A 24,171-nucleotide genomic window follows, 5' to 3' on the forward strand; every position below is an offset into this window, starting at 1 on the left:
CCCTTCGGTAGCCTGTCGGACCGCGTTAGCCGCGGTAGTCGGGCAACGCCTCCATCTGGTTCTTGGTCATCGAGATGTAGACCCGGATGTCCCCGCCGTCGCCGGAGCGAAGGATGTCGATGTCCGACAGGTTCAGCTGGACCGGCTTTTCGCCGATGCCAAGGAAACCGCCGACATCGACGATGACGGAATCGACGCGGCCGCTGTCATTGAGGACAAGTTCCGACACTTCGCCGATCCATTCGTCGTTCGCATCATAGGCGGCGGCGCCGGTCAAGCGTTCGGCAGTCAGGTCGACCTCGTCGGCCGTCGTATAGCCCTCGCGGACGACCGGCACCCGGGCACCGCTCACGTCGCCGGTCGCATCCGCATCGGCAGCACCCTCGGTGGTGGCCACATCGGCGTCGGCGCTATTGGCGGTGCCGGTCGCCATGTCCGGCTGATCGGTATCCGAGCCGGTGCTGGTGCCGGACTGTGCCTGATCCATGCGATGATAGGCAGGCGCCTGTTCCAGAGACTCGCGTGTCGTGTTCAGCACGAGGAAATAGTCGCTGTCGTTGTCGGTCGTCGAATCGTCGGTGACGAAGCGCAGGGCATTCATGTCGACCGCGACCTGGTTTTCGCCCATCCCCAGAAAGCCGCCGATGTCGACAAGGACAGACTGAACCTCGCCATCGCGGCTGAGGATGATGTCATTCACTTCGCCGATATCGTCCCAGCCGTCCTGAATACCCGCGTAGCCTGCGGCATCGGCGCCCTCACCGCGATAGATGCGCATGCCGATCAGGTTCGAGGCATGAATTTCCTGCGGATCAGCCTGGGTCCGGAACATGTTGTCAGCCGTCTGCGCGAAGGCCGGGGCGCCGATCGCCGCAAGGACCGCGGTCGTCATCATAAACTTCTTCATCGTGTCAGCTCCTTCGGGTTGGTGATCTGCAGCATAAACGCCCGGGGCCCGCGAAAGTTCCGCCCAGGGCCGCCTTGCTGCCGGTGCCCGCCCTATTGGCGGGAGATCATCGACTTCTCGATCCGGCCGAGGGTCCGCACGATGAAGAGAGCCAATGCGGTGACCACGATGCCGTGCAGCCACAAGCCCAGCCCGATGGCCACACCGATAGAGGCCGCCAGCCACAGGCTGGCCCCCGTGGTCAGGCCACGCACCTCTCCCTTGGTGAAAACGATCAAGCCTGCGGCCAGGAAGGCCACGCCGCCTGTCACCGCCTCGACCAGCCGGATCGGGTCCATCCGCACATGGTCGTCAACGTCCCAGGACAGCATTTCAAGGGTCGTAACACTGTAGCAGACCGCGGCCAGCCCGACGAGCATATGGGTGCGCAGCCCCGCCGGTCGATCCATCGTCTCCCGTTCAAGGCCGATGAGGCCGGTCAGGACAAGGCCGCCCAGAAGACGCACCAGTAGCACCGGCCAGGGCAGGTTCATCCCCAGCGAAAGCTCCTGCCGGAGCACCTCGGCTATCCAGGACATATCGATGATCATTCCTCCGAAGCGCCTGCGCGGGTCGTCGAATAACGAACGCCCTGCAGGGAAAGTTCCGCCGCCAACCCGTCGGCGGCGCACCCTCTCTCACCTTTTCCCTGGGTGAGACTGACCCGCCACGGGCGGTCGCGATGCCGCCTCGTCGTCGATCAGATCGAAGATTTCCCAAGACCTGACGATCTGGCACGGCGCCTGATAGTCCATCCTCAGACATCGCAGGAACAGATGGCCTTCCCTGCAAGGCGGGCGCGGCCTCAAAGGTGCAAGGCACCCTATTCAGTAATTGCCAGGGGGATCGCTGGCGGGAAAGGATTCGTCGGATTCTTCATCGACCTTGTCCCAGCTCTTGGGCGGGGTCTCCATCGCGCCGGGTCCTGCGGGCCGCACATGTCCCGGGTCCTTCACCTGATCGTCCTTCTTGTCAGCGTCGTCCTTCCGGGGCGCCTTGTCCTTCCGGGGCGCCTTGTCAGTGCCGGTCATGTTCTGTCCTCCATGAATGTCAGGCTGACACAACTGCCAGGTCCGGCTGACGTTCCGCTCTCGCGCCGGAAAATGCGCGGCCGCATGGTCGGCTGGCGTCAAACCGGACCCTGCCGCATCGGGCCTTCCTGCAAGACGCCAAGCTGGTTCATCACGACCAGCACGCCCGGAACACCACCCGCGCGGGCATCGGCGAGCAGTCTCAGAAACTCCTTCGATACCGCGCCGGTGAGCATGACGCAGCCCTGCCGAACCGCGACGGTCACATTCTGCCCCGCAAGACGGCCGTCCCCGTCGATCGCCTGCCGCACCCGCCCGGTCAGAGCGCTGTCCGTGGGCTGGACCAGCGGCGGGTTGACCGGGGCGGCGGCCATGGGGTTGCGCGGGGTTTCGATTGGCTTCTTCATCCGGTTTTCCTTTCTCTGTCCCGTCGGGCGACCGCAACGCGCGTTGACCGATGGAACGATCTGCCCCGTTGCCGGTTGAACGTCGTGGCGCGGCTCAGTGCGGTGTCCTGCGGATTTCTTCATGCAAGGAAACCGGGCAGCGCGCGGATTGTTCCGCTTTGCCCGCAGGCATGTGGCCAGCCACCGGTCAGGAGAAGACAGATGAGCCTTTACGAAACATCTCCCGCCGTCCTTGAAGGACGCATGCATGCGCACAGGCAGGTTCTGGCAGCGCTCGTGGCGGCGGTGACGGACCCGCGGCCGGAAACGCTGGCAGGCCTGCGGGCGCTCGTCAGCCGGGATGCGGTTGCGGCTTCTCAGTCCGAGGACCCGGGTGCGGTACCGGACAGGGCTTTCGCCATCCAGTCCTCGGTTGCCGAGGAACTGCGTCTTCTCGCGGACGAGGTCGCCCGGATCGTCGCCCAGCCAGCATGTTAGGCGGTCAGGATGGCGCGGCAGCCCCGGGTGGGAAGGCCACGTTTTCGTGATCTGACGAACGAATTGCCGGGCGGGCTGTTGAAAGCGGCGAACAGGCAGGGACGGCCCACGAGGCTGTTCTTCTGTTCGAGGTGAAACACAAGAAAGGCAAATGCATGCGACTGACAACGATTTTCTCGGCCGTTCTGGTGACTGTTCCGCTTCTGGCCAATGCCCAGCCGATTGTCTTCAACGATATCGACCTCGACAAGGACGGCTATCTCAGCTGGTCCGAACTGACGGCGGAATATCCAAACTTCCAGGAGGCTGATCTGGTCATGATCGACCTGGATGGAAATCAGAAGGTCGACAATGGCGAGTTTCTCTCGGCCCTGGAAAACGACCGGATCGATGCGCTGCGCGGCGTGATGAACGATTCTGCCGAAGGTGATGACGGCTGACGCGGACGTAGTCCGTTACCAGAAATGACCGGGGCGCGGCGTTGGTCGCGCCCCTATCTGTTGAGAGCCCCGCGCACTGCTTTTGCCCCTTTGCTGCTAGGTCCGCCTGCTCTCGCTGCGGGCAAGGGCGAGGATGTCGGCGGACGCGCACGAACAGCGGGCGTCCGCCCTGGATTTTCCGCCCTGGATTTACGGACAGGCCGCAACGTAACGTCTGCCATACTGATCGCTGTAGATGCAGTCGCCGGGCGTTTTCGCCTGTCCGATCAGACTGCCTGCAACCGCCCCCGCGACACCGCCCAGCAGTGCGCCTTCCACGCGGTCGTCGTCATTGACCGCCGCACCCAGCGCCGCGCCCGCGGCGGCACCCGTGAAAGCCGAATTGTTGGTGCTGGACTGGCAGGCCGCGGTCATCGCGACGACCGGAAGTACCAAAAGCATCTTGTTCATCGTCAACTCCATGTAGCGTGAGCCAGACAAACAACCCATCATGCGCATTGGTTCCGCCCCGGCTGGTCTCAGTCGGCAAGGGAACTATCCGCGCTGTCGCAGGTTGGTTTGCAGAACGACCCCGGCAAACGGGGTTCCCGCAGGCAGCCGAGGACCGGGACCCATGGACGATCGCAACGGCCCGTTGCCGCATACCAGCGCGTTTGGCGTGGGGCTGGCGCTTCTGGCAACCACCGCTGGCGCACTGGCGCTGTGGAACCTGCAGGGGCTTGCACTGGTGGTGTTCGCCGCAATCCTGATCGCGGTGCCGCTTGCGGCGGCGGCGGGCCTTGTGCGGCGCGTGCTGCCCGTCGGCCAGACGATCGCCGTCATCCTGACCATTGTCGTCTTCCTGGTACTGTTCCTGGGCACGATTGCCGCGATCGGCGCCCGGACAATCTCGGAGATCGCCGCGCTGTCCGCCGAAATTCCGGCGGCGATCGACCGGCTGGACAGCTGGATCGACCTCGGCAGCATCGAAACCTGGATCGCGGCGCGGGTGCAAAGCTCGGACGGCGCCTCGTCGGTCCTGAGCGGGCTTTCCGGGATGACAAGCATCGTGCTCGGCGCTGCCTCGGGCGTTCTTCTCGCGCTGGCGGGCGGGTTGTTCATCGCCGTCGATCCCGCCTGCTACCGCGATGGCTTTCTGCGCCTTCTGCCGCAGCGGTTCCGGTCGAAGGGCGGGCAGGTGCTGGACGCGACGGGCGCTGCGCTCAGGGCATGGCTTCTGGGGCAGGTGGTGTCGATGTTTGTCGTGGGAACGCTGACGGGCATCGGCTTGTGGCTTCTCGGAGTGCCGACGGCGATCGGCCTTGGCGTGGTCGCCGGGTTTTTCGAGTTCGTGCCCTATGTCGGCCCGATCGCCAGCGCCGTTCCCGCAGTGCTCGTGGCCCTTGCGGAGAGTCCGACGACGGCGCTTTGGGTTGTCTTGCTGTACGTCGGCATCCAGCAGGTCGAAGGGGCGTTTCTGATCCCGCTGATCCAGCGCGAGGCCGTGAATCTGCCACCGGCGGTCACGGTCTTCTCTGTCGTTGCCTTCGGCATTCTCTTCGGCTTCCCCGGCGTGGTGCTGGCGGCACCGCTTACCGTCGTCGCCATGGTGATCCTGCGGCAGCTGTGGATCCCCTTCATCGATGCAGGACGCCAACGTGCCTGGTCGCGCGCAAGCCTTGCCGGGGAAGTGTGAGATGCGTTCGCCCGGCACGAGGACATGGTGCGGCCCGCGGCTTCTTCGGCTGGCGCCGCTTCCTGTCCTGTGCGGCTGCGAGGGACGCCACTCCTGGCTGGCCGGCGCCGGGGCGGAAGCGCGCGCCATCGAGAGCTTGTTCTGGCCGTTCCTCATCGGCAGCGCGATTGTCTGGACCGCCGTCATGGCATTTGCCGTTTTCGCCTATCGTTCGGCGGCCTCCGACAAGGGCGAGAGGGTCGGGCGTGCTGTCATTCTCTGGGGCGGTGCCGTGGTGCCGACCATCGTGGTCGCCATGCTGCTTCTGACCGGTCTCCTGACCTTGCGGGCGCTTTCCGCAAGGTCGCCCGCGCTGACGGTGCAAGTCGACGGCGAGCAATGGTGGTGGCGGGTTGCCTACCGTGTCCCCGGGCAGGCCGAGGTTGTCACGGCGAACGAAATCCGCCTGCCGCGCGGCGAAACGGCCGAGCTGCTGCTGACCTCTGACGATGTGATCCATTCGCTCTGGGCGCCGGCGCTGGGCGGAAAGATGGACATGGTGCCGGGCAGGACCAACCGGCTGACCCTGACGCCGCTGACCATCGGCAGCTGGGGCGGGCTTTGTGCCGAATATTGTGGCGCTGCCCATGCGCAGATGCGGTTCGAGGTGGTTGTGACGGAACCCGAAGCCTTCCGCGACTGGCTGGCCGACGAGGCGATGCCCGCAGCGCCAGAGGCGCTGTCGGAAGGCGGGGGACTGGACGCCTTTCTCGATGCCGGATGCGGGGCCTGTCATACGATCCGCGGCACCGAGGCGGACGGACCCGTCGGTCCGGACCTCACGCATGTCGGCGGTCGCGGCCGGATCGGCGCGGGCCTGGTCCCGCTGACCGCGGCGAATTTGTCGCGCTGGATCAGCCATACGGATGACGTGAAGCCCGGCGTCAGGATGCCCGCCTATCCGGACCTCGCACCCGAGGCGCTGGACCGGCTGGTCGCCTTCCTCATGGCGCTGAAATGACCGGCCTGCCAGACATCGGCCCCGCGCCCCCCGACGACGCCGCCCGCGACCGGGCGGAGCGCGACGATCTGCTGGCTGCGTGGGAAACGCCATCGGGCTTCCGGCGTCTCTCGGCGGTCAACAATTCGCTGATCGGCAGATGGTATCTTGGGACCGCCTTCGGCTTCTTCCTGTTCGCGGGTGTGCTCGCCCTGATGATCCGCACCCAGCTGGCGGTACCCGACAACAGCTTCCTGTCGATGGAACTTTACAACCAGGTCTTCACCCTGCACGGCACCGCGATGATGTTCCTGTTCGCGATCCCGATCTTCGAGGCGGTCGCGATCCTCATCCTGCCCGAGATGCTGGGCGCCCGCGACCTGCCCTTCCCGCGCCTTTCGGCCTTCGGGTTCTGGTGTTTCGTCATCGGCGGCACCTTCGTCTGCGGCTCGATCTTCTTCGGTGCGGCGCCGAACGGCGGCTGGTTCATGTATGCGCCGCTGTCCTCGGATACTGACCAGACCGGGATCGGAACCGACATCTGGCTTCTGGGGCTGAGCTTCATCGAGGTCGCCTCGATCGCAGCAGCCATCGAACTGATCGTCGGCGTTCTCAAATGCCGCCCGCCGGGAATGCGGATCAACCTGATGCCGCTTTACTGCTGGTATGTGCTCGTGGTGGCGGGGATGATCCTGTTCGCCTTCCCGCCCCTGATCGCGGGCGATCTGCTTCTTGAGATGGAGCGCGCCTTCGACTGGGCCTTCTTCGATGCCGACCGGGGGGGCGACCCTCTGCTGTGGCAGCACCTGTTCTGGATCTTCGGCCATCCGGAGGTCTATATCATCTTCCTGCCCTCCATCGCGCTGATCGCCACGATGCTGCCCGCGCTGGCCAGGACGCGGATCGTCGGGCATTCCTGGATCGTGCTGTCGGCCATCGGGGTGGCGTTCCTGTCGTTTGGCCTCTGGGTCCACCATATGTTCACCACCGGGCTGCCGAACATCTCGCTCGGCTTCTTCTCGGCCGCGTCCGAGGCGGTGGCGATCCCGACCGGCATCCAGATCTTCTGCCTGCTGGCGACGGTGCTGGTCGGGCGTGCCACCGCCTCGGTGCCGCTTCTTTTCGCGGGGGGCGCGCTTGCGATCTTCGTCTTCGGCGGGCTGACCGGGGTGATGGTGGCGGTGGTGCCCTTCGACTTTCAGGCCCATGACAGCCATTTCGTCGTGGCGCACCTGCATTACACGCTGATCGGGGGCATGCTGTTCCCGATCTTTGCCGCCGTCTACTACTGGCATCCGTTTGTGACCGGCCGGATGCTGTCGCCCCGCCTTGGCCGCTGGGCCTTCTGGCTGATCTTCGCGGGCTTCAACATCACCTTCCTGCCCATGCACTGGACCGGTGTTCTTGGCATGCCACGACGTGTCTGGACCTATGCCGAGGAGATGGGCTGGGGCGCGCTGAACATGACCTCGACCATTGGCGCCTATATCCTCGCGACCGGCGTGGCGATCATGGTCTTCGACGTGGTGCGGCCGCGACGGTTCAAGGCCCCTGCAGGTGTCGATCCATGGAAGGCGCCGACGCTGGAATGGCTGCGCGAAGGGCCTGGCCACCCCTGGGGCATCCGCTCGGTACCCGTCATCACGACGCGCTATCCGCTCTGGCAGCAACCGGGGCTGTTCGAGGAGGTGACGCGCGGCAAGTGGTTCCTGGCGGACGCGTCCGGCGGGCACCGCGAGATGATCGTGACCGATATCCTCGATGCGCGGCCGATGTTCGTGCAACGCGTGCCGGGACCGGGCTGGGTCACGATCCTGTCCGCGGCGTTCCTGGGCGCGGTCTTCATCCTCGCCACCTGGCACCTGTGGACGGCCGCCGTGCTGTGCGGCGGCGGCTTTCTGGCGACGGTGCTCTGGTGGCTGTGGACCGGAACGGGCGGCGTGCCACCCACGCCCGAACGCGATTGCGGTCGCGGCCTGATCCTGCCGCTCTATGCCAGCGGCAACGGATCGGTCGGCTGGTGGGCCATGTTCATCACGATGATCGGCGACACGACGGCCTTTGCCGGGCTGGTCTTCGCCTATGCGTTCTTCTGGACGGTGCATCCCGCCTTTCCGCCCCCCGGGTCCGAACCTCCCGGCCTGCCGACGGCGGCTTTGGCTGCGTTGAGCCTGAGCGTGGCCTGGCTGCTGATGACCGTGGCGCAGGGGGCAAACCGCGCCGGACGCGGGAGTCTTTCCCGCTGGGCGCTGGCGATCGTGCCGCTGGCCGCAGCCGCAGGGGTCGCTTCGCTGGTCCTTGCCGCCGGGGCGGTGGGGCTCGATCCGACACGCCACGCCTACGATGCGACGGTCTGGGTGCTGATCCTTTGGATCGGTGTGCATGTGGCCGTGGGCGTCATCATGGACCTTTACTGCCTCGCGCGGCTGATGGCCGGTCGGATGGACGCAAGCCACGATGCCGAACTGCGCAACAGTGTGCTCTACTGGAACTTCCTTCTGGTGCAGGCGCTGGTCACGATCGCGGTGATCGGTCTTTTCCCGCTGGTGTCAGGAGGCATCCGATGACCTATCCTCGCATCATTGACGACGGCTCGGTCTGGATCGTGATCATGCCGCCGGTGATCTGGGCGGGACATTTCCTGGCCGCCTACTGGATCGCAGCGGTCTGGTGCGCGCGCGGGATGGGCGTTCTGGCGCCGGCGGCCTGGGCGATCCTCGCCCTGACGCTGATCGCGCTGGCGGCAATCGGCTGGATCGCCCGCATCGCGACCGTTCGCTACGAAGGTCTCTTGCGGCACGAGGCGTCGATCGCCGATGACAGGGAACGGTCGCGCGAGCGGTTCCTCGGCCACGTGGCGCTGCTTCTTTGTGCGCTTAATGCGGTGGCGGTGATCTTCACGGCCGCCCCGAGCCTGGTGTTCGGCCAATGCTGACCCCCGCGCGTATCCTGGCGATCGTCCTGCTGGCCGCGGTCTGGCTGTCGCCGCTGCCCGAATATGCCAGGGGCTCCATCATCGTGCATATGACGCTGCACCTGACGGTGATCGCAATTGTCCCAGCACTTCTGGCGCCGCGTCTGCCGCAGCGGCCCGGGCCCTTCGCGCTGGTGGTCGTTCTTCTGGCCGAGATGGCCGTTGTCTGGGGCTGGCATGCGCCCGCCGCCCATCTATGGGCGCGGCTCAGCGGAATGGGTCTGGCGCTGGAGCAGGCAAGCTTCCTTGGCGCCGGACTGATGGTCTGGGCGGCGGCGCAGTCGGCCGGGCAGTTCGGCGGCGCACTCGTCCTCTTCGGCACCGTCATGCACATGACGCTCTTGGGCGCGCTGATCGGTCTTGCGCCGCACCCGGTCTATGGCGCGCTTTGCGCAGGCTGGTTCGGCCTGACGGCGCTTGAGGAACAGCAGGTCGCGGGCGCGTTCATGGCGGTGGCGGGCGGCGCGATCTATCTGGTGGCGGCGCTGGTGCGGCTGGCGCCCGCCCTGGCAGAGCCGGAGGCATCGCGATGAGGATCGGCTGGCCCCATGTCGCACTTGGCCTTGCCGGGCTTGCCGTGGTTGCGGCCGGGTTCTGGTGGTTCGCACCCTACAACGTCGCTGCCTCGCAGCGTCACCTGCCCCCGGTCAGGGCCTTCCTGCATTCCTACATGGACAATGCCGTCGGCCGACGGGCGGCGGCGCTCGACCCTCCCGACTGGTTCAGGGCCGACGACCCCGCGCTGATCCGCCTTGGCGCGGCGCATTTCGCGACCGGCTGCGCCACCTGTCACGGCGCGCCGGGCCTGCCCCGCAATGCCATCGTCACCGCCATGCTGCCCGAACCGACGCTCATCGAAGAGACAGAGCATACCACGCGCGAATTCTACTGGCTGGCCCGGCACGGGCTGAAATATACCGGCATGCCGGCCTGGGCGGGGCAGGGCCGCGACGACGAGCCCTGGGCGGTGGCGGCATTCCTGTCGCGCTATTCCGCGCTCGACCCCGACAGCTATCGCGAGCTTGCCCATGAAGGCGGTAGCGCTGCGCCAGTCGGCGCTGCAGTCGCCTTCGGCGGCATGAGGGAATCTTCCAGATCGACCATCGACAATTGCGCCCGCTGCCACGGCGCCGACGGCATGGGCCGCGACGGAACCGCGCCGAAGCTGGCCGGGCAGAGCGAGGGCTACCTTCTTGCCGCGCTCGACGCCTATGCCGCGGACCGTCGGCAGAGCGGGTTCATGGAACCGGTCGCGATTGCCCTGACCCCGCAGGAGCGGGCCGACCTGGCCCGGCGGTATTCCGCAATGGCGGCCGACCTGGGCACCGGCCAGCCTGGCAGGATCGCGGGCGATGTCCTGCGTGGCCGTCTGCTGGCAACGCACGGCGACGAACATGACGAGCTTCCTTCCTGCATGTCCTGCCACGGCGCCGGGAAGGAACCGCCCGGGCTGGCCAGCGTGCCCCGCATCGCCGGGCAGGACGCGCGTTGGCTTGTCACATGGCTCCGGCTGTGGCGCGACGGGCCGATCCCTGACGGCCCGGCTGCCCGGCGGATGGCGGCGGCGGCGCGGAACCTGAGCGACCGCGACATCGCCGATCTGGCCGCCTTCTACAGCGCGGGCGCGAAAACGGAACAAGCCGGGGAACAAACTGCCCCCTGACATGTTGGGGAAAAAACCACCGACCGCAAAGGAGGCACTCGTGCCCGATATCAGCAATGCCCGCGTACTGGTCCTGGCGACCCATGGTTTCGAACAGTCGGAACTGGAATATCCCGTGAAGCACCTGCGCGAGAAGGGGGCCGAAGTCTGCGTCGCAAGTCCCGATGGTCAGGACATCTGCGGCTGGAGCGACGGCGACTGGGGCGAGAGGGTGGCCGTCGACGCGAAGATCGGCGATCTGCAAGAGGGCGATTTCGACGCCTTGGTCTTGCCCGGCGGCCAGATGAACCCCGATATCCTGCGCACCAAGCCCGAGGCGGTGCGCATGGTGAAGGCATTCTACGACGCCGGAAAGCCCATCGCCGCGATCTGCCATGGCCCCTGGCTTCTGGTCGAAGCCGACGTGCTGAGGGGGCGCAGCGCGACCTCCTACGCCTCGATCGCGACCGACGTGAAAAATGCCGGCGCGGACTGGAAGGACGAGGAGGTCGTGGTCGATCAGGCGATCATCACCAGCCGCTCGCCCAAGGACCTGCCGGCCTTCGTTGCCAAGATCGTGGAAGAGATCGAGGAAGGCGCGCACAATAGAAGCGCGGCCTGAGGCGGACGGCATGGAAAACCGCAGGAATTCGCAAGGTTCGGCCCGCGACGATGACAATCGCGACACGACCAGTCTGCCGGTTGCCGGTGGGACTGTCTCTGGCCAGGGACGGGCGGGCGGCAGGCTGGCCCGGGATGTGGGCACGCGCGACGAACTGAAGCGCGCCACCGAACGGCCCGCCGGAAAGACCCGCGTCCGCAAGGCCGACGAGGAGGACACTGGCGCATGACCCGGATCGGCGCGAAAGCCTGGGTGCTGATCGCCGATGGCGAAAAGGCCCTGTTTCTGGAAAATGTCGGCGATGCGCGCGATCTGCATCTACAGGTGGTCCGCAAGGAAACGCAGTCAAACCCGCCCTCGGCCGAACAGGGCACCGACCGTCCCGGCCGGATGAGCGATGGACCATCCGGCCATCGCTCGGCCCTTGATGACACTGACTGGCATGAGTTGGGCAAGCATCGCTTTGCAAAGGATCTGGCCAGGGATCTTTACCGATATGCCCTCGATGGCCGGTTCAGCGAGATCGTGATCGTTGCGGCGCCGGCTGTCCTGGGCGACCTGCGCAAGGAGCTGCATGAAGAGGTTCTGTCGCGGATCGTTGCCGAAATTCCGAAAACCCTGACCGGCCACCCCGTCCAAGACATCGAAAAGCTGCTGACCACCGAAACCGGATGACCGTCCGGCAGCCGACCGCGCGTCCGCCCGCATCCGGGAACAAACCGGGCGGCAGCTGCGTTCACTCATCACATAAACGAAAGGAGATACCGATGAATTGGGATCAGATCGAAGGCAACTGGAAACAGTTCAAGGGCAAGGTCCAGGCCAAATGGGGCGACCTGACCGATGACGATCTTGACCGGGTGAACGGCAACAAGCAGCAGCTTGCCGGCCTCGTGCAGGAGAAATACGGCAAAAGCCGCGAGGAGGCCGAGCGCGAGGTCGAAAGCTGGTCGCGCGGGCTCTGAGGACTGACGGATGAACACGATGGAAAAGCTGCGCGCCGATGCGCGCGGCACCCTCTTCGACAAGCTCGAAGAGCAAAGGGTCGGCATGCTGGGTCTCGTCGGTTCCGACCAGCACATGCAGCCGATGACCCATTACACCGATGCCGCGTCCGCGGAAGTGTGGTTCATCACCTCGTCCGACACCGATCTGGTGCGGGCGGTGGGGCTGGGCGTGCGTGCCCATCACTGCGTGATGACGCCCGACGGGGAGTTTTACGCCTGTCTGTCCGGAACGCTTGAACAAAGCGAGGATTCCCAAAAGCTCGACGAGCTTTGGTCACCGGTCGTTTCGGCCTGGTTCGAAGAGGGGCGCGACGATCCCAAGGTGACGCTTCTGCGGTTCGCGCCGCAGGAGGCGGCGGTCTGGGCCAGCACCGACAGCGCCATGGTCTTCGGGCTGGAAGTCGCCCGTGCCAACCTCCAGTCCGATCACAAGCCCGATCTGGGCGAACATATGATCATCCGCTTCGATGGCGGGTGACAGGGCGGTTGCCGGGACAGGCTGGCATGAGTGTCTGGGCGCTGGCGAATGATGGGCGCGCAAACAGCCGGTGCCATGGCGATGCCATGGCGCCGTGTCCATCAGCCGATGGACAGCCCATGGACACGGCGGCCTCCGACAGGCGTGCCGTCGAACGCACTTCCTGCAGCGACAGGCATCTCTTGGCAGACGGCTTGACCGGATCGGCGAGGCGCGACGAGAGCGGCAGTGTGACCGGCGAAGAGCCCTGCGGTGCGGCCCTTGCTGGAACTGCGCTTGCGGCAGATCGTTCGCCGGGGAACACTTGACCTGACATGGCCGGACGGATCGCTCTGCCGCTACGGAGCCGGCTTGCCGCATGTGGCGGTCGAACTGACTGACCCGCGCCTGCCGCGTCGGCTGGTGCTCGACCCCGATCTTGCGCTCGGCGAAGCGTATATGGACCGTTCCCTGATCATCCGCGAGGATGACCTCTACGGTCTGTTCGACCTTTTGCTGGGCAATCCGCCGCATCACCGCGCGCCTCGCCGGTCGCGGCCGGATCTGTTCCTCCACCAGGCTCTTCGACGGTTTGCGCAGTACAGTCCGTCAGCGCGCGCCCGCGCCAATGCCGCGCATCACTATGATTTGTCGGACGCGCTATATGAACGGTTCCTCGATGCCGACCGGCAATATTCCTGCGCCTATTTCCGCGCGCCCGATGATACGCTGGAAGAAGCGCAGGCACAGAAGAAAACGCATATCGCAACAAAGCTTCTGCTGCGGCCGGGACAGCGCGTTCTTGATATCGGCTGCGGATGGGGCGGGCTGGCACTTTCCCTTGCCCGTGACCACGGCGTCTCCGTAATGGGTATAACCCTGTCGGAAGAGCAGCTTGCCTATGCGACCGCCCGTGCCCGCGAAACGGGCCTCGCAGACCGCGTGACCTTCAGGCTTGCCGATTACCGCGACATCGCCGGAACCTTCGACCGGATCGTGTCCGTTGGCATGTTCGAACATGTCGGCATACCGCATTACCGCAGCTTCTTTGCCACGCTCACCCGTCTTCTGGCGGACGATGGCGTGGCGCTGGTCCATACGATCGGCCGGACAGAGCCTCCGGCAAGCAAAGGGCGTTGGCTGCGCAAATACATCTTCCCCGGCGGGTATGCGCCCGCATTGTCGGAAATCGCCGCCGCCTTCGAAAAGGAACGACTGTGGCCCACCGACATAGAGGTCTGGCGGTTTCATTACGCCGAAACCCTGCGCCACAGGCGGTCGCGGTTCGAGGCGCGCGAGGCCGAGACCCGCGCGATCTATGACGGCCGATTCTGCCGCATGTGGCGGTATTACCTGACGGCCAGCGAACTGGCGTTCCGCGCGGGAAGGCAGGCGGTGTTCCAGGTGCAGCTCGCCCGCAAGCGGGATGCCGTGCCGCTGACGCGGGATTATCTCTACCCCGGACGCCCACATGTCTCGCGGCGCGCGGCGGCGGAATGAACCGCCGTCGGGCGGGCAGGGGCCGGACGCCGGTTGGCGACGCGCTCAGCCCTGACCAAGGAACTGGCCGCCGATCAGCCAGGCGCCAACGCCATAGGGAACGAGGGCCATCAGGAACAGCAGGCCATCGCAGGTCAAGAGAGACAGCGAAAGGCAGGCGACGCCGATGGCGACGGTCGACGCTGAAAAGGGGATGACTTCCAGAAACGGCATGGCCAGCCCCGAGATCAGGCACAGGATCCGGGGAAGCCAGATCATCGGCCGATGAAACAGGACCGTCAGCCGGTGACGGGTGTGCCGGTCGATCCAGTCAATCACGGGGCGCGACTTTTCGAGCGCCTCCCGCAGGGATTTCCCTCTGACCGACCGGCGCTTGATGAAGCCCGGCAGGCGCACCTCCTGCGCGCTCATCAGCATCTGGGCCGCGACGAGGGCAATGATCACGCCGCATATGGCCGAGACGCCCGGTATGCCCGAAAGCGGCGTCGCGGCCAGGAGAGCGGGCACGAGGATCAGCGGCAGAAGCGAACGGTGGCCCACCGCGTCGATCACATCGGCGACCGACACGCGATCCCGCTCGGCCGCCTGCGCGATCCGGTCGGCAATCTGTCCCAGCTTCTGATGGTCCTCGGTTGGCATGGCTGTTCCTCTCCCCGGACGAACGGCGGGCAGGGCGCAATGTTCCCTCCGGCGGCCGGAACATTGTCGACCATTCGCTGTTGGGCCGAAATTCACCCCAGCAAGGAGCAGCCGACATGACCGATACAGCCGAGCAACGCCAGCGCCAGGTGCAGCGCGATGTGGCGAAGGACAGCGCGGATGCTGTCGGCGACGGCGACGGCGACGGGGCGATCCAGGCAGGGGCCCGCCATTATCCCGCGCCGCCCTTCCCAGAGCAGCATCAGAAGAAGCCGGGATCGGAGGCCGACCTCGACCCCGCGCCGATGTGGCAGGCGCCGTATTACAAGGGGTCCGGCAAGCTTCAGGGCAAGGTGGCGCTCGTGACGGGGGGCGATTCCGGCATTGGCCGCGCGGTTGCGGTGCTGTTCGCGCGGGAAGGCGCGGATGTGGCCTTCTCGCATCTTGGCGAGGAAGAGGAGGATGCCCGCGTCACGCAAGAGGCGGTCGAGGCCGAGGGGCGCCAATGTCTGGTGCTGACCGGCGACGTGGCCGACCGGGACACCTGCCGCCAGCATGCCGAGGCGGTGGTGCAGATGTTCGGCCAGATCGATATTCTGGTGAACAATGCGGCTTTTCAGGTCCATCGCACCGATTTCGCCGAGCTTTCGCCCGAACATTTCGAACTGACGCTGAAGACCAACCTCTTTGGCTATTTCTATATGGCGCAGGCGGTGCTGCCGCATATGCCGCGCGGCGGGGCGATCGTGAATACCGGGTCGGTGACTGGACTTCAGGGGTCGAAGGAACTGGTCGACTATTCCATGACCAAGGGCGGCATCCATGCCTTCACCCGCTCGCTGTCGGGCAATCTTCTCGGCCGGGGCATTCGCGTGAACGCGGTCGCTCCCGGGCCGGTCTGGACGCCCCTGAACCCGTCAGACCGCTCGGCCGGAGAGGTGGCGCATTTCGGTGCCAAATCGAAGATGAAGCGCCCCGCACAGCCCGAGGAACTGGCGCCAGCCTATGTGTTCCTCGCCTCGTCGCACTGCTCAAGCTACATCACCGGGGAAATCCTGCCGGTGATCGGCGGATACTGAGGGCCGGAAGACTGAAGGTCACATTGCGGAAATCAGAAGACAGGCGACCGCATGATGCTCAGACAGATGGCTGGCAAGCAAAAAAGACGGTGCGCCCGCCCATCCCCTGCAGCGGGCCCAGCAGACCGAGGGGAGCCCCGAAGGCTATCGGTCAGGCGTCGACCCTTCGATCACCATGCTCGGCTCTGTCCGCAAGGTGATCGACAGTATCCGCAGCAAGACGGCGCTGCGGCAGGACCCGCTGGAACAGCTGCAATACTCCGGCGGCGTGCGGATACTTCGCTTCAGCAGGTTGGCGGGAGAGGACCGCGACTACACCGTCACCCCCTATGGCGACAGATCCGTGGACCAGCGGCTTAAGGAAAACCGCGACACCATCATCGGAAGCCGCAACCAGCTTCGCGTCAGCCCCATTGCGATGCGCGCCCTGGATCGGGAAGGCTTTAGCCTGGATCAGGTCATCACCCGGGAAACCGGGGGAACCGCGCTGCTGGCCATCGTCGTCGATGAACGGGACGGGGCCAGTAGCCAGGCGGAACAACAGGCGGATCGTGCCGTTGCCTTGCCTTCATCCGGGGCGCTTGCCGGTGTCAGACCGGCATAGTCCGCCGCCGCAGGGCCGGGCCCGCCCGCGCCGGCGATCCTTCGGCGCACGCCAGTCGGCGCAGCCAGTCGTGGACCGCGTCGACCGAGGCGAGCGCATGGCGGGCCTCTGTCGGCCCCTCTGGGCGGACCCGGACAGAGAGACCGCCATTCCGGTTGACCCAGTCAAAGCCGCTTTCGTCCGACGTGTCGTCTCCCAGAAAGACCGGCATCCGGCCGCGAAACGGCGGGCGGGTCATGAACCAGGCGATGGCGGCGCTTTTCGTCGCCGCTTCCGGCAGCAGCTCGACCCCGGCATGGCCCGCGATCAGCCTGTAGCCCTGTGGCAGGCTCTTCAAAGCCGCGCGGGCCAGGGCGGTGACCTCGCTCAGCGTCTCAGGCGCGGCGCGCGTGTGGATCGCCAGGACCGCGCCCTTGTGTTCGAAAAACACCCCTGCCAGCGTTGCGCAATCCCGTTCCAGCGCCTGAAAGACGGGCGCCACGCGCAGCGCTTCCTCGCTTTGGGTCTCCAGCTCGCGGCCCAGCATCCGCTCGACCCCGAAAACCCCTGCGGCCGGCAGGCCGAGGTCGCCGAAGAGCCGTGTCACCATCTTCAGGTCGCGGCCGGTCACAAAGGCAACCGCTCCGCCCAGAGAGCGCTTCAGCCCGGTCAGAAGGTCGGGCAGGTCATCATGCACACGCACCGCGTCGGGATGCGCGGCATGTTCGACGAGCGTCCCGTCGATGTCGAGGAAAAGCGCGGAATTTCCCGGATCAGGAACTGGCGGTTTCAGCATCGTTTCCCTTCTCGTCATCGGGCAAACCAACCTTGCCGGACCTGGGGCCGTGCACGGGCCGCTCGGCCGTCGTGTCTGTCCGTCTGAGAAGGCGGCTGCGCCCCCGATAGTGCGCCGCATCGCTCAGAAGCCGTCCGGCCCAGCGGAAGATGTTCTTGCTGCGGACCGTGTCGCGCATCCGGCGCATCCGTTCCGCCTGTTCGCCAGGAGACATCTGCAACGCGCCGTTCAGCGTCTCGGCCATGGCCGAGACATCGAACGGGTTGACCGACAGGGCCTCGGGCAGTTCCTGGATCGCCCCGGCGAAACGCGACAGGATCAGCACGCCGTCGTCGTTCCCGCGCGCTGCCACGAATTCCTTGGCCACCAGGTTCATCCCGTCATGCAGGCTGGGCACCGCGCATATGTCTGTATCGCCATAGCAGTCGCGCAGCGCCACCCGGTGCACATGGCGATCGACGAATTCCAGCGGCAGATAGTCCCTTGTGCCGAAACGGTCGTTGATCCTGCGCGCCAGACGTCGGCATTCCTCCTGCAGGGCGCGATAGGGCGCGACTTCGCTGCGGCTCGGAGCGGCCACGTAGTAGAGGTGAACCTTTCCCTGCCAATCGGGATATCGCTGCAGCAGCAGCTCGTAGGCCGACAGGAATTCGGGAATGCCCTTTGTATAGTCAAGCCGACCGACCCCGACGACAAGCTTTGCGCCCGGCCGCATGTTGAAACGGTCGCGAATGGACGGGGATGCGGGCGCGGCAGGCGTGTCGCTGTCGCCCCAGTCGATGGAAATCGGATAGGTGCGCAGGCGCGACAGCGTGCCGCCATAACGAACCGACCAGTCCTCGCGGTTGATGCGGCTTTCCAGCGTGCGCTCGACACATTCGGTAAAATTCATCCGGAATAGCGGCACCTGAAACCCGACGATATCAGACCCCAGAAGACCGTCGACGATCGCCGCCGCATAAGGACAGATGCCGAACACCTCGGCATTGGGCCAGGGAATGTGCCAGAAGCTGAGGATCGTGGCCTTGGGAAGGCGGGCGCGAATCATGCGCGGCAGGAGTGCGAAATGATAATCCTGTACGATCACGATCGGAGTTTCGCTCCGTGCCTCCTGCCGCACCGCTTCGGCAAAGCGCTCGTTGACCGCGCGATAGTGGTTCCAGTCCGTTTCGCGGAACATGGGCCGGACGAAGGCGGTATGGCACAGCGGCCACAGGCCTTCGTTGGCAAAGCCGCTGTAATAGCCGCGTTCTTCCTCGGGGCTGAGCCAGACGCGCCGCAGAGTATATTCCGGCTTCCAGGGGGGCACGGCGATGCGGTCGTCCGCATCGACGGTCTGACGGTCGGCCGAGCCGCTGCCATGGGCGATCCAGGTGCCGCCGCAGCTGCGCGCGACCGGTTCCAGCGCCGAGACCAGCCCGCCTACGGGCACATCGCAGACGGCCGCGCCTTCGGTCGCCGTGTGGACATAGGGCTCGCGGTTTGAAACGAGGATCACGTCAGTCCCGGCCAGTTCCTCGGCAATGACCTTTCGCAGGCGCTCCACTGTCCAGAGGTTGGGATCGCTGGCGACCCCGCCCGCCGTCTTTCCCCATGTCGTCCCGGGTGCCCGCGGAAGCTGCGGCGCACCGAGGTCTGTGGTCGCCCGCGCCAGAAGATGGCCCAGACCTGACGGCAGGCTCGCGGGAAGGTTCGCCCGCATCTTGCGAAGTTCCGTCAGGATCCGGTGCACAGACGGCCAGGAGACGCGACTTTCGGAGCTGTCATCCTGAACTGTCATCTGAATATCATTCCCTGATGCCCGGCCTTGAGATGCCGGGCATCTTTCCGGCGGGTGAAGGCCCTCTGCCCAGCCAACAGTTCGGCGCGGATTTTGTTCCCCTCGTGCTGGCACTTCATTCGATGTGATGCACAAGCATCCGCGGCGCAGGTCGGCCATCGTGACGGATCGTGCAGGTGACCCGGTCTTCCTTCCTGATAAAACTGAGGCTCGCTTTGGCGCCGCCGATCGCGACCTGTCGCAGGTCCAGCTGGTCGAGGCCCGCCGGCAGCAGCGGGTCGATCACCCGGACCTCGCGCGCGTAGGCGTCGATTTGCAGGCCAAGCGCGGTCTGCAGCAGCAGGAACACCGACCCCGCGGCCCAGGCCTGCGGCTGACAGGCCACAGGGTAGGCCACCGGCCCCTCGCCGGGCCGCCGGGCGAAGCCGCAAAAGAGTTCCGGCAGGCTCTTGCCGAAATGGAACGAGGCCTCGAACAGCCGGCCCAGCGCGCGGGCGGCGGTTTCGGACTGCGCATAGCGGACGATTCCGGCGGTGCAGATCGCCGTGTCGTGCGGCCAGACCGACCCGTTGTGATAGGACATCGGATTGTAGCGCGCCTCGGTGGTCGCGACGGTGCGCAATCCCCAGCCGGTCAGGAAATCGGGCTCAAGCAGGGCCCGGGCGACGAGGCGCCCCCTGTCTGGCGCGGGCAGGCCCGAATAGAGCAGTTGCCCCGCGTTGGTCGTGCGCACAGCGCATTGCCGCGACCGGCCATCCAGCGCCAGGGCATAGAACTGCCGGTCGGGCATCCAGAACAGATCCTCGACGCTTTTCTGCAATCGGCCCGCGCTGTCTTGAAGCTGCGTCGCATAAAGCGTCTCGCCGCGCCGCCTTGCCATTTCGGCCATGCCGTTCAGCGCAAGATAGGCATAGCCCTGCACCTCGACCAGGCTGATCGGCCCTTCGGCCAGCGTGCCATCGGCGTGAAAGACCGCATCGGCACTGTCCTTCCATCCCTGATTGCGCAGACCGGTCGGGCAGGCGCGGTCATAAGTGACAAGGCGGTTCGGGTCGCCTGCGCGCCGCGCCTCGATCCATGCAACGGCCTTGCAGAGTGCGGGCCAGAGCCGGTCGATGAAGGCATCGTCGGCGGTGCGGCGGGCATATTCGGCCGCCAGATGCACGAAGAGCGGGGTGGTGTCGACGCCGCCGTAATAGCGCCCGAACGGCACTTCGTTGAGACGCGCCACCTCTCCGCCCCGGATCTCGTGAAGGATCTTGCCGGGTTCGGCATCCGCGAACGGGTCGGTCACGGTCGCCTGGGTGGACGCGAGAAACCCCAAGACCCCCCGCGCAAGACCGGGGTCGAGCCAGAGCAGCGACAGCGCGGTCAGGATGCCGTCGCGACCAAAGGCGGTGGAAAACCAGGGGATGCCGGCAAAGGGATAGGGCCCGGTTTCGAGTTCCGAGGACAGAAGCGCGATATCGGCGCGGGTACGGCCGACCCAGTCGTTGAAGAGCGGCCCCGAGGAATGGATCTGGGCCCCGCGCTGCCGCTTCCTCTTCATCGCCCGATGGGCCGCCGCCTGCATCTTGCGGTGCCGGGCGCGGCCGGGCGTGCCGCGGGTCGCGCCGGCCTCGATGTAAAGCACCCGGCGCGCGGAACGCGGAAGATGGATCGGTATGGTGATCTCGTCTGCGCGCGCGCTTGATGTCATTGGATGGGACAGGCTCAGCCACAGGCTCCGCCTTTCCTTGTCGAGGCCCTCGTACTGAAAGCCGACATGGCGGCTGTCCGTCTCGGCAGGCATCATCCGACCCCGCCGTGACCGAACCATGCCGCGGACCTCGAAGATGTCGCGGAAATCGGCCGCCAGCCGGAAGGACAGTACGGGCCGGATGTGTGACAGGCTGTAGTTCGTCAGCGCAATGCGCTCGAACAGACGGCTGTCCCAGAGGAACCGGGTGCGGTTGACATGAATGCTGCCCTGCGGCAGCCGGGTTCCGTCGTCAAGCGTGGCGGCCGCGTTCGTCAGGTTTGCCTCGAACAGTACCGCGTCCCCCGATATGGCCGAGCCGAGAAGGACGGGTCTGCGCCCGCCCAAGCCGAACACCAGTCGCGAGAGCAACCGCGTGTCGCTGCTGAAGAAGCCGTCGCCAAAGCCCGCTATGTCGCCATTGCTGCCGCAGACAAGAAAGCTGCCGCCGCTCATCAGCGCAATGCGGTTCAAGTGCGCGTTCGGCACATTCTCGTGCTGGTCGGCCATTGCCGCCAGGGGATCGACCGTGCTTTCGTCAAATGCGACGGGTTCGGCAGTCATGCGGTCACGCGGGGCCGTCAGACGGGGGCGCCGACGACATCCGCCGCCTTGCCGAGTTTTTCGTATACCCTGAGATAGTCGTCGATCATGCGCGCCGCGTCGAACCGCCGCTCGAACGATCTGCGGACCTGCCTTCGGTCCAGCGACAAGGCGCGCGGCACGGCGGCGACCGCCGCGCCAAGGCTGGAGACCGCAAAGCCCGATACCCCCTCGTCGATGATCTCGGCCATGGCGCCGTTGCGCCAGGCGATCACCGGTGTTCCATGCGCCATCGCTTCTATCACCACCAGCCCGAACGGCTCGGGCCAGTCGATGGGAAAAAGCAGCGCCGACGCCTGACCCAGGAAGCGTTCCTTTCCCTCCTCGCCGATTTCGCCGACATATTCGACCGAGTCGCCGTCGATCTCTGGCGCGATCGTCTCGCGAAACCAGGCGCTGTCTTCGGCGTCGATCTTCGCGGCCAGCTTAAGTTTCATCCCGACCGCGCGCGCGATCGCGATGGCACGATCCGCGCGCTTGTCGCGGGAAAAGCGGCCGATGAAGGCAAGGTAGCCGCCCTCGCCGCCCTGATGTTCGGCCAGGCGGTACAGATCGGGCGGCAGGCCGTGCGGGATGTTCGCAACCCAGTTCGCCTGCGCCAGCGGCTGCCGCTGGCTGAACGAGATGGAGGACATGGGCATCTGCGGCCAGCATGCGAGCGCGGCCGGAAGGTCGGCATAGTCAAGCCTGCCGTGCGGGGTGGTCAGCGTCCGTGCCGCGAACCCTTCGAAGAAAGGGAAGTGCTGGAAATGCGACAGATGGCAGTGGATCAGGTCGAATTCCGCCTGCCGTCTGCGCACCTCGTGCAGCATCGCCAGATGCGCGGCGATCGGCGAGACACGGCCCGTGTCGGCCCGCAGCCCGCAAGAGCGGCTGGCCGCAAGGTGCGCGCGGGTGCGGGAACCGTCGGCCGCGAACAGGGTGACATCGTGCCCCTTTTGGACAAGGCCATCACAGAGCGAGGCGATGATGCGCTCGGTGCCGCCATAGGCAGGCGGCGGCACGGTTTCATAAAGAGGTGCCACTTGTGCAATACGCATGCTTCTTCCATTTCCTGTCCGCCAACGCGCCAGGAAGGAAACGGTTCCGCCTCGCGCGCCATCCCGTATGCGCAGGCGCCGGTCGGACATTCCCCGCCTCGCCGGGCTATTGCGCGGCAATGGCCGCAGGAAGCAGAAGATCGTCGCGCCGCCACAATCCGGCGGCCAGAAGCCCTTCGTGCGTTCCGCAATCAAAGCGCTGTCCGCTGAAGCGCAAGCCCTCCAGCCCGTGCGCGGGGACCAGCGCGGAGATGGCGTCGGTCAACTGGATCTCACCCTGATGGCCGGGCGCGGTCCGCGCCAACTGGTCGAAGATGTCCGGCGGAAGGATATAACGCCCGACGGCGGCAAACAGCGAAGGCGCTGTGCCCGCGGCGGGCTTTTCGACGATCCCGCGGGCGGTCAGGACCGCGCCATCCTGCGCCAAGACATCGAACGCGCCATACTTGCCGATCTCGGCGGGCGCGACCTTCATTGCCGCCACCATCATCCCGGCGCGATCAGGGTCGTAGGCCTGGGCCATTTCCGCCATGCAGGAGGTCGGCAGCACCAGATCGTCGGGCAGGATCACCGCCACCGGCCCCTCGGCAACATCACGGGCCGCGCACAGAACAGCGTGCCCCAGGCCGCGCGCTTCATCCTGGTAGGCAAAGCGGGTCTCGACCCCCTCGGCAGCACCGGTCTGCTGCAGGCAATTGGCCAGCGCGTGCTTCTTCTGCCGGCGCAGCTTTCGAAGTAGCGCCGGATCGTGATCGAAATACTGCTCTAGCGCCTTCTTCGATTCATGCGTCACGACCACAAGGCGTTCGATGCCGGGGATGGACGCGGCTTCCTGAAGCGCGAACTGCAGCAAGGGCGTGTCGTAAACCGGCAACAGCTCTTTCGGCACGGTCTTGGTAGCCGGCAGAAGCCGGGTGCCAAGGCCCGCCACCGGCAGGATGGCAGTACGTATGGTGGCCGAACCCATTCTTGGTTTTCCTCGCGTTTCCGTTTCATCCGTTCCCCGGCGTCGCTGGTCGCCGCCCGCCTGTCGTCTCCTGTCCGGCGGTCAGTTGGACTGGTCGTTGCCGTCGCTGCGCTGTTCGTCGACCACGTCCGAAACCGGGCGCTCAGGGGACTGCCCGCAGACGGTCATCACCTTTTCGACGGGGATCTCAAAATAGCCGCTCATCCGGCCGATCTGCGCGGTCTGGCCGGTTCCGGCGCTGTCGTCCTGACCCGCCGCGGTGCCTTCGCCGGTCTGTGCCGTGGCCTCCGAGGAACCGGCCTCCGTTCCGTCTGTCGAGGTCTCGGCCTGCGACGCGCCTGCCGCATCCGACCCGGCGGCGCTCTGGTCGGACAATCCGTCCTGCACCTTCTGGGTCAGGTCCATCGTATCCTGTTGGCCGCGATGATAGCCGGCCACGAAGTAAAGCGTACCAGGCACGACGGCCGTATCCATCCGCGTCAGTTCGGCGCAGGTGATCTTGTCGGCGGTCGAACCGGCATCCGAAGCGCCGCTGCCCGTCATGTCGTTCTGGGCAAGGGCAGGCACGCCAACCGCGATCGCGGTCGAAAGAACGGCAGAAAATGAAATGTTCGAGCCTATGGTCCTGTTGGTCATGATCGATCTCCTTGTCAGATGGCCTTGTCAGGTGGCCTTGTCAGGTGGCCTTGCAACATCCGCCCGCAGTATTTGTTCCCTCTCGATCACCTCTGGCCGCTGCGGCCTCCGCCTGATCCTGCGGAAGCGTTCCTATGCGGTGATCGCGGCGGC

28 protein-coding genes are annotated in these 24,171 nt (G+C 65.9%); 16 read left to right on the forward strand and 12 right to left on the reverse strand.

Annotated features, from left to right (window positions below; translation table 11 throughout):
* Positions 1–25 precede the first annotated feature (25 nt).
* From P0645_RS11610 to P0645_RS11625, 4 genes are all read right to left on the reverse strand, one after another.
* Positions 26–907 (reverse strand): PRC-barrel domain-containing protein, encoded by an 882-nt coding sequence (locus tag P0645_RS11610; RefSeq protein ID WP_284164742.1) that lies wholly within the window; start codon positions 905–907, stop codon positions 26–28.
* Positions 908–999: 92 nt separating this feature from the next.
* A complete protein-coding gene (locus P0645_RS11615) occupies positions 1,000–1,497 on the reverse strand; it encodes an MgtC/SapB family protein (protein WP_284164743.1) in 498 nt (165 codons plus the stop codon).
* Between the two features lie 276 nt (positions 1,498–1,773).
* Complete coding sequence (locus P0645_RS11620) at positions 1,774–1,977, reverse strand: hypothetical protein (RefSeq protein ID WP_284164744.1); 204 nt, start codon at positions 1,975–1,977, stop codon at positions 1,774–1,776.
* A gap of 98 nt (positions 1,978–2,075) precedes the next feature.
* Positions 2,076–2,384: a BON domain-containing protein gene (locus P0645_RS11625; RefSeq protein WP_284164745.1), complete on the reverse strand. Its 309-nt coding sequence runs from the start codon at positions 2,382–2,384 to the stop codon at positions 2,076–2,078.
* A 201-nt stretch (positions 2,385–2,585) separates the two neighbouring features.
* Between P0645_RS11625 and P0645_RS11630 the strand changes: the two genes are divergently transcribed.
* Positions 2,586–2,861 (forward strand): hypothetical protein, encoded by a 276-nt coding sequence (locus tag P0645_RS11630; protein ID WP_284164746.1) that lies wholly within the window; start codon positions 2,586–2,588, stop codon positions 2,859–2,861.
* A 155-nt stretch (positions 2,862–3,016) separates the two neighbouring features.
* Positions 3,017–3,301: an EF-hand domain-containing protein gene (locus tag P0645_RS11635; RefSeq protein WP_284164747.1), complete on the forward strand. Its 285-nt coding sequence runs from the start codon at positions 3,017–3,019 to the stop codon at positions 3,299–3,301.
* Between the two features lie 189 nt (positions 3,302–3,490).
* Here P0645_RS11635 and P0645_RS11640 read toward each other — a convergent pair whose 3' ends face one another.
* Complete coding sequence (locus P0645_RS11640; protein WP_284164748.1) at positions 3,491–3,751, reverse strand: YMGG-like glycine zipper-containing protein; 261 nt, start codon at positions 3,749–3,751, stop codon at positions 3,491–3,493.
* Between the two features lie 163 nt (positions 3,752–3,914).
* Here P0645_RS11640 and P0645_RS11645 point away from each other — a divergent pair, with 163 nt between their 5' ends.
* The 12 genes from P0645_RS11645 (at position 3,915) to P0645_RS11700 (ending at position 14,157) form a co-directional block, all read left to right on the forward strand.
* Positions 3,915–4,976 (forward strand): AI-2E family transporter, encoded by a 1,062-nt coding sequence (locus P0645_RS11645; RefSeq protein ID WP_284164749.1) that lies wholly within the window; start codon positions 3,915–3,917, stop codon positions 4,974–4,976.
* Position 4,977: 1 nt separating this feature from the next.
* Positions 4,978–5,976, forward strand: a complete 999-nt coding sequence (gene coxB / locus P0645_RS11650) for a cytochrome c oxidase subunit II (RefSeq protein WP_284164750.1) — start codon at positions 4,978–4,980, stop codon at positions 5,974–5,976.
* Positions 5,973–8,522, forward strand: a complete 2,550-nt coding sequence (gene ctaD / locus P0645_RS11655) for a cytochrome c oxidase subunit I (protein ID WP_284164751.1) — start codon at positions 5,973–5,975, stop codon at positions 8,520–8,522. Before coxB ends, ctaD begins: the two co-directional genes overlap by 4 nt.
* Complete coding sequence (locus tag P0645_RS11660) at positions 8,519–8,890, forward strand: hypothetical protein (RefSeq protein ID WP_284164752.1); 372 nt, start codon at positions 8,519–8,521, stop codon at positions 8,888–8,890. Before ctaD ends, P0645_RS11660 begins: the two co-directional genes overlap by 4 nt.
* Positions 8,884–9,462: a cytochrome c oxidase assembly protein gene (locus P0645_RS11665; protein ID WP_284164753.1), complete on the forward strand. Its 579-nt coding sequence runs from the start codon at positions 8,884–8,886 to the stop codon at positions 9,460–9,462. Before P0645_RS11660 ends, P0645_RS11665 begins: the two co-directional genes overlap by 7 nt.
* Positions 9,459–10,592, forward strand: a complete 1,134-nt coding sequence (locus P0645_RS11670) for a c-type cytochrome (protein WP_284164754.1) — start codon at positions 9,459–9,461, stop codon at positions 10,590–10,592. The genes P0645_RS11665 and P0645_RS11670 overlap by 4 nt, the downstream gene beginning before the upstream one ends.
* 40 nt (positions 10,593–10,632) lie before the next feature.
* Entirely contained in the window at positions 10,633–11,193 is a 561-nt protein-coding gene (locus P0645_RS11675) for a type 1 glutamine amidotransferase domain-containing protein (protein WP_284164755.1), read from the forward strand.
* A 10-nt stretch (positions 11,194–11,203) separates the two neighbouring features.
* Complete coding sequence (locus P0645_RS11680) at positions 11,204–11,422, forward strand: hypothetical protein (protein WP_284164756.1); 219 nt, start codon at positions 11,204–11,206, stop codon at positions 11,420–11,422.
* Complete coding sequence (locus tag P0645_RS11685) at positions 11,419–11,868, forward strand: host attachment family protein (protein ID WP_284164757.1); 450 nt, start codon at positions 11,419–11,421, stop codon at positions 11,866–11,868. Before P0645_RS11680 ends, P0645_RS11685 begins: the two co-directional genes overlap by 4 nt.
* Before the next feature lie 92 nt (positions 11,869–11,960).
* Entirely contained in the window at positions 11,961–12,158 is a 198-nt protein-coding gene (locus P0645_RS11690; RefSeq protein WP_284164758.1) for a CsbD family protein, read from the forward strand.
* 10 nt (positions 12,159–12,168) lie between these two features.
* A complete protein-coding gene (locus tag P0645_RS11695; RefSeq protein ID WP_284164759.1) occupies positions 12,169–12,678 on the forward strand; it encodes a pyridoxamine 5'-phosphate oxidase family protein in 510 nt (169 codons plus the stop codon).
* Between the two features lie 276 nt (positions 12,679–12,954).
* Positions 12,955–14,157 carry an SAM-dependent methyltransferase gene (locus P0645_RS11700; RefSeq protein ID WP_284164760.1) on the forward strand — a complete coding sequence of 401 codons (1,203 nt, stop codon included), beginning with the start codon at positions 12,955–12,957 and terminating at the stop codon, positions 14,155–14,157.
* Between the two features lie 45 nt (positions 14,158–14,202).
* Here P0645_RS11700 and P0645_RS11705 read toward each other — a convergent pair whose 3' ends face one another.
* Entirely contained in the window at positions 14,203–14,796 is a 594-nt protein-coding gene (locus P0645_RS11705) for an exopolysaccharide biosynthesis protein (RefSeq protein WP_284164761.1), read from the reverse strand.
* A gap of 116 nt (positions 14,797–14,912) precedes the next feature.
* Between P0645_RS11705 and P0645_RS11710 the strand changes: the two genes are divergently transcribed.
* Together P0645_RS11710 and P0645_RS11715 are read left to right on the forward strand one after the other, a co-directional pair.
* Entirely contained in the window at positions 14,913–15,875 is a 963-nt protein-coding gene (locus tag P0645_RS11710) for an SDR family oxidoreductase (RefSeq protein WP_284164762.1), read from the forward strand.
* Positions 15,876–16,071: 196 nt separating this feature from the next.
* On the forward strand, positions 16,072–16,479 hold the full coding sequence (locus P0645_RS11715) for a hypothetical protein (protein ID WP_284164763.1): 408 nt from the start codon (positions 16,072–16,074) through the stop codon (positions 16,477–16,479).
* Here P0645_RS11715 and otsB read toward each other — a convergent pair.
* The 6 genes from otsB to P0645_RS11745 all read right to left on the reverse strand — a co-directional run bounded on the left by otsB (position 16,466) and on the right by P0645_RS11745 (position 24,018).
* Entirely contained in the window at positions 16,466–17,254 is a 789-nt protein-coding gene (gene otsB, locus P0645_RS11720) for a trehalose-phosphatase (protein WP_284164764.1), read from the reverse strand. The genes P0645_RS11715 and otsB overlap by 14 nt on opposite strands.
* Positions 17,232–19,034: an alpha,alpha-trehalose-phosphate synthase (UDP-forming) gene (locus tag P0645_RS11725; protein WP_284164765.1), complete on the reverse strand. Its 1,803-nt coding sequence runs from the start codon at positions 19,032–19,034 to the stop codon at positions 17,232–17,234. The genes otsB and P0645_RS11725 overlap by 23 nt, the downstream gene beginning before the upstream one ends.
* A 115-nt stretch (positions 19,035–19,149) precedes the next feature.
* On the reverse strand, positions 19,150–21,336 hold the full coding sequence (locus P0645_RS11730; RefSeq protein WP_284164766.1) for an amylo-alpha-1,6-glucosidase: 2,187 nt from the start codon (positions 21,334–21,336) through the stop codon (positions 19,150–19,152).
* Between the two features lie 17 nt (positions 21,337–21,353).
* The gene (locus P0645_RS11735; protein WP_284164767.1) at positions 21,354–22,415 is read right to left on the reverse strand and encodes a glycosyltransferase family 4 protein; all 1,062 of its coding nucleotides are present in this window, start codon (positions 22,413–22,415) and stop codon (positions 21,354–21,356) included.
* 106 nt (positions 22,416–22,521) lie between these two features.
* Positions 22,522–23,382, reverse strand: a complete 861-nt coding sequence (locus P0645_RS11740) for a UTP--glucose-1-phosphate uridylyltransferase (protein ID WP_284164768.1) — start codon at positions 23,380–23,382, stop codon at positions 22,522–22,524.
* An 81-nt stretch (positions 23,383–23,463) separates the two neighbouring features.
* The gene (locus P0645_RS11745; protein ID WP_284164769.1) at positions 23,464–24,018 is read right to left on the reverse strand and encodes an HdeA/HdeB family chaperone; all 555 of its coding nucleotides are present in this window, start codon (positions 24,016–24,018) and stop codon (positions 23,464–23,466) included.
* Positions 24,019–24,171: the final 153 nt, after the last annotated feature.

Origin of the sequence: Frigidibacter sp. SD6-1 (assembly GCF_030143255.1) — a bacterium.
In the GTDB taxonomy this organism is placed as follows: domain Bacteria; phylum Pseudomonadota; class Alphaproteobacteria; order Rhodobacterales; family Rhodobacteraceae; genus TMP-24.

Coding starts and splice junctions, on each gene's coding strand:
- P0645_RS11740 (WP_284164768.1), bottom strand. CDS start 23,382: ATGGGTTCGGCCACCATACGTACTGCCATCCTGCCGGTGGCGGGCCTT.
- P0645_RS11705 (WP_284164761.1), bottom strand. CDS start 14,796: ATGCCAACCGAGGACCATCAGAAGCTGGGACAGATTGCCGACCGGATC.
- P0645_RS11745 (WP_284164769.1), bottom strand. CDS start 24,018: ATGACCAACAGGACCATAGGCTCGAACATTTCATTTTCTGCCGTTCTT.
- P0645_RS11660 (WP_284164752.1), top strand. CDS start 8,519: ATGACCTATCCTCGCATCATTGACGACGGCTCGGTCTGGATCGTGATC.
- P0645_RS11640 (WP_284164748.1), bottom strand. CDS start 3,751: ATGAACAAGATGCTTTTGGTACTTCCGGTCGTCGCGATGACCGCGGCC.
- P0645_RS11615 (WP_284164743.1), bottom strand. CDS start 1,497: ATGATCATCGATATGTCCTGGATAGCCGAGGTGCTCCGGCAGGAGCTT.
- ctaD (WP_284164751.1), top strand. CDS start 5,973: ATGACCGGCCTGCCAGACATCGGCCCCGCGCCCCCCGACGACGCCGCC.
- P0645_RS11610 (WP_284164742.1), bottom strand. CDS start 907: ATGAAGAAGTTTATGATGACGACCGCGGTCCTTGCGGCGATCGGCGCC.
- P0645_RS11685 (WP_284164757.1), top strand. CDS start 11,419: ATGACCCGGATCGGCGCGAAAGCCTGGGTGCTGATCGCCGATGGCGAA.
- P0645_RS11730 (WP_284164766.1), bottom strand. CDS start 21,336: ATGACTGCCGAACCCGTCGCATTTGACGAAAGCACGGTCGATCCCCTG.
- P0645_RS11635 (WP_284164747.1), top strand. CDS start 3,017: ATGCGACTGACAACGATTTTCTCGGCCGTTCTGGTGACTGTTCCGCTT.
- P0645_RS11625 (WP_284164745.1), bottom strand. CDS start 2,384: ATGAAGAAGCCAATCGAAACCCCGCGCAACCCCATGGCCGCCGCCCCG.
- P0645_RS11735 (WP_284164767.1), bottom strand. CDS start 22,415: ATGCGTATTGCACAAGTGGCACCTCTTTATGAAACCGTGCCGCCGCCT.
- P0645_RS11630 (WP_284164746.1), top strand. CDS start 2,586: ATGAGCCTTTACGAAACATCTCCCGCCGTCCTTGAAGGACGCATGCAT.
- P0645_RS11670 (WP_284164754.1), top strand. CDS start 9,459: ATGAGGATCGGCTGGCCCCATGTCGCACTTGGCCTTGCCGGGCTTGCC.
- P0645_RS11725 (WP_284164765.1), bottom strand. CDS start 19,034: ATGACAGTTCAGGATGACAGCTCCGAAAGTCGCGTCTCCTGGCCGTCT.
- P0645_RS11710 (WP_284164762.1), top strand. CDS start 14,913: ATGACCGATACAGCCGAGCAACGCCAGCGCCAGGTGCAGCGCGATGTG.
- P0645_RS11680 (WP_284164756.1), top strand. CDS start 11,204: ATGGAAAACCGCAGGAATTCGCAAGGTTCGGCCCGCGACGATGACAAT.
- coxB (WP_284164750.1), top strand. CDS start 4,978: ATGCGTTCGCCCGGCACGAGGACATGGTGCGGCCCGCGGCTTCTTCGG.
- otsB (WP_284164764.1), bottom strand. CDS start 17,254: ATGCTGAAACCGCCAGTTCCTGATCCGGGAAATTCCGCGCTTTTCCTC.
- P0645_RS11695 (WP_284164759.1), top strand. CDS start 12,169: ATGAACACGATGGAAAAGCTGCGCGCCGATGCGCGCGGCACCCTCTTC.
- P0645_RS11620 (WP_284164744.1), bottom strand. CDS start 1,977: ATGACCGGCACTGACAAGGCGCCCCGGAAGGACAAGGCGCCCCGGAAG.
- P0645_RS11645 (WP_284164749.1), top strand. CDS start 3,915: ATGGACGATCGCAACGGCCCGTTGCCGCATACCAGCGCGTTTGGCGTG.
- P0645_RS11665 (WP_284164753.1), top strand. CDS start 8,884: ATGCTGACCCCCGCGCGTATCCTGGCGATCGTCCTGCTGGCCGCGGTC.
- P0645_RS11690 (WP_284164758.1), top strand. CDS start 11,961: ATGAATTGGGATCAGATCGAAGGCAACTGGAAACAGTTCAAGGGCAAG.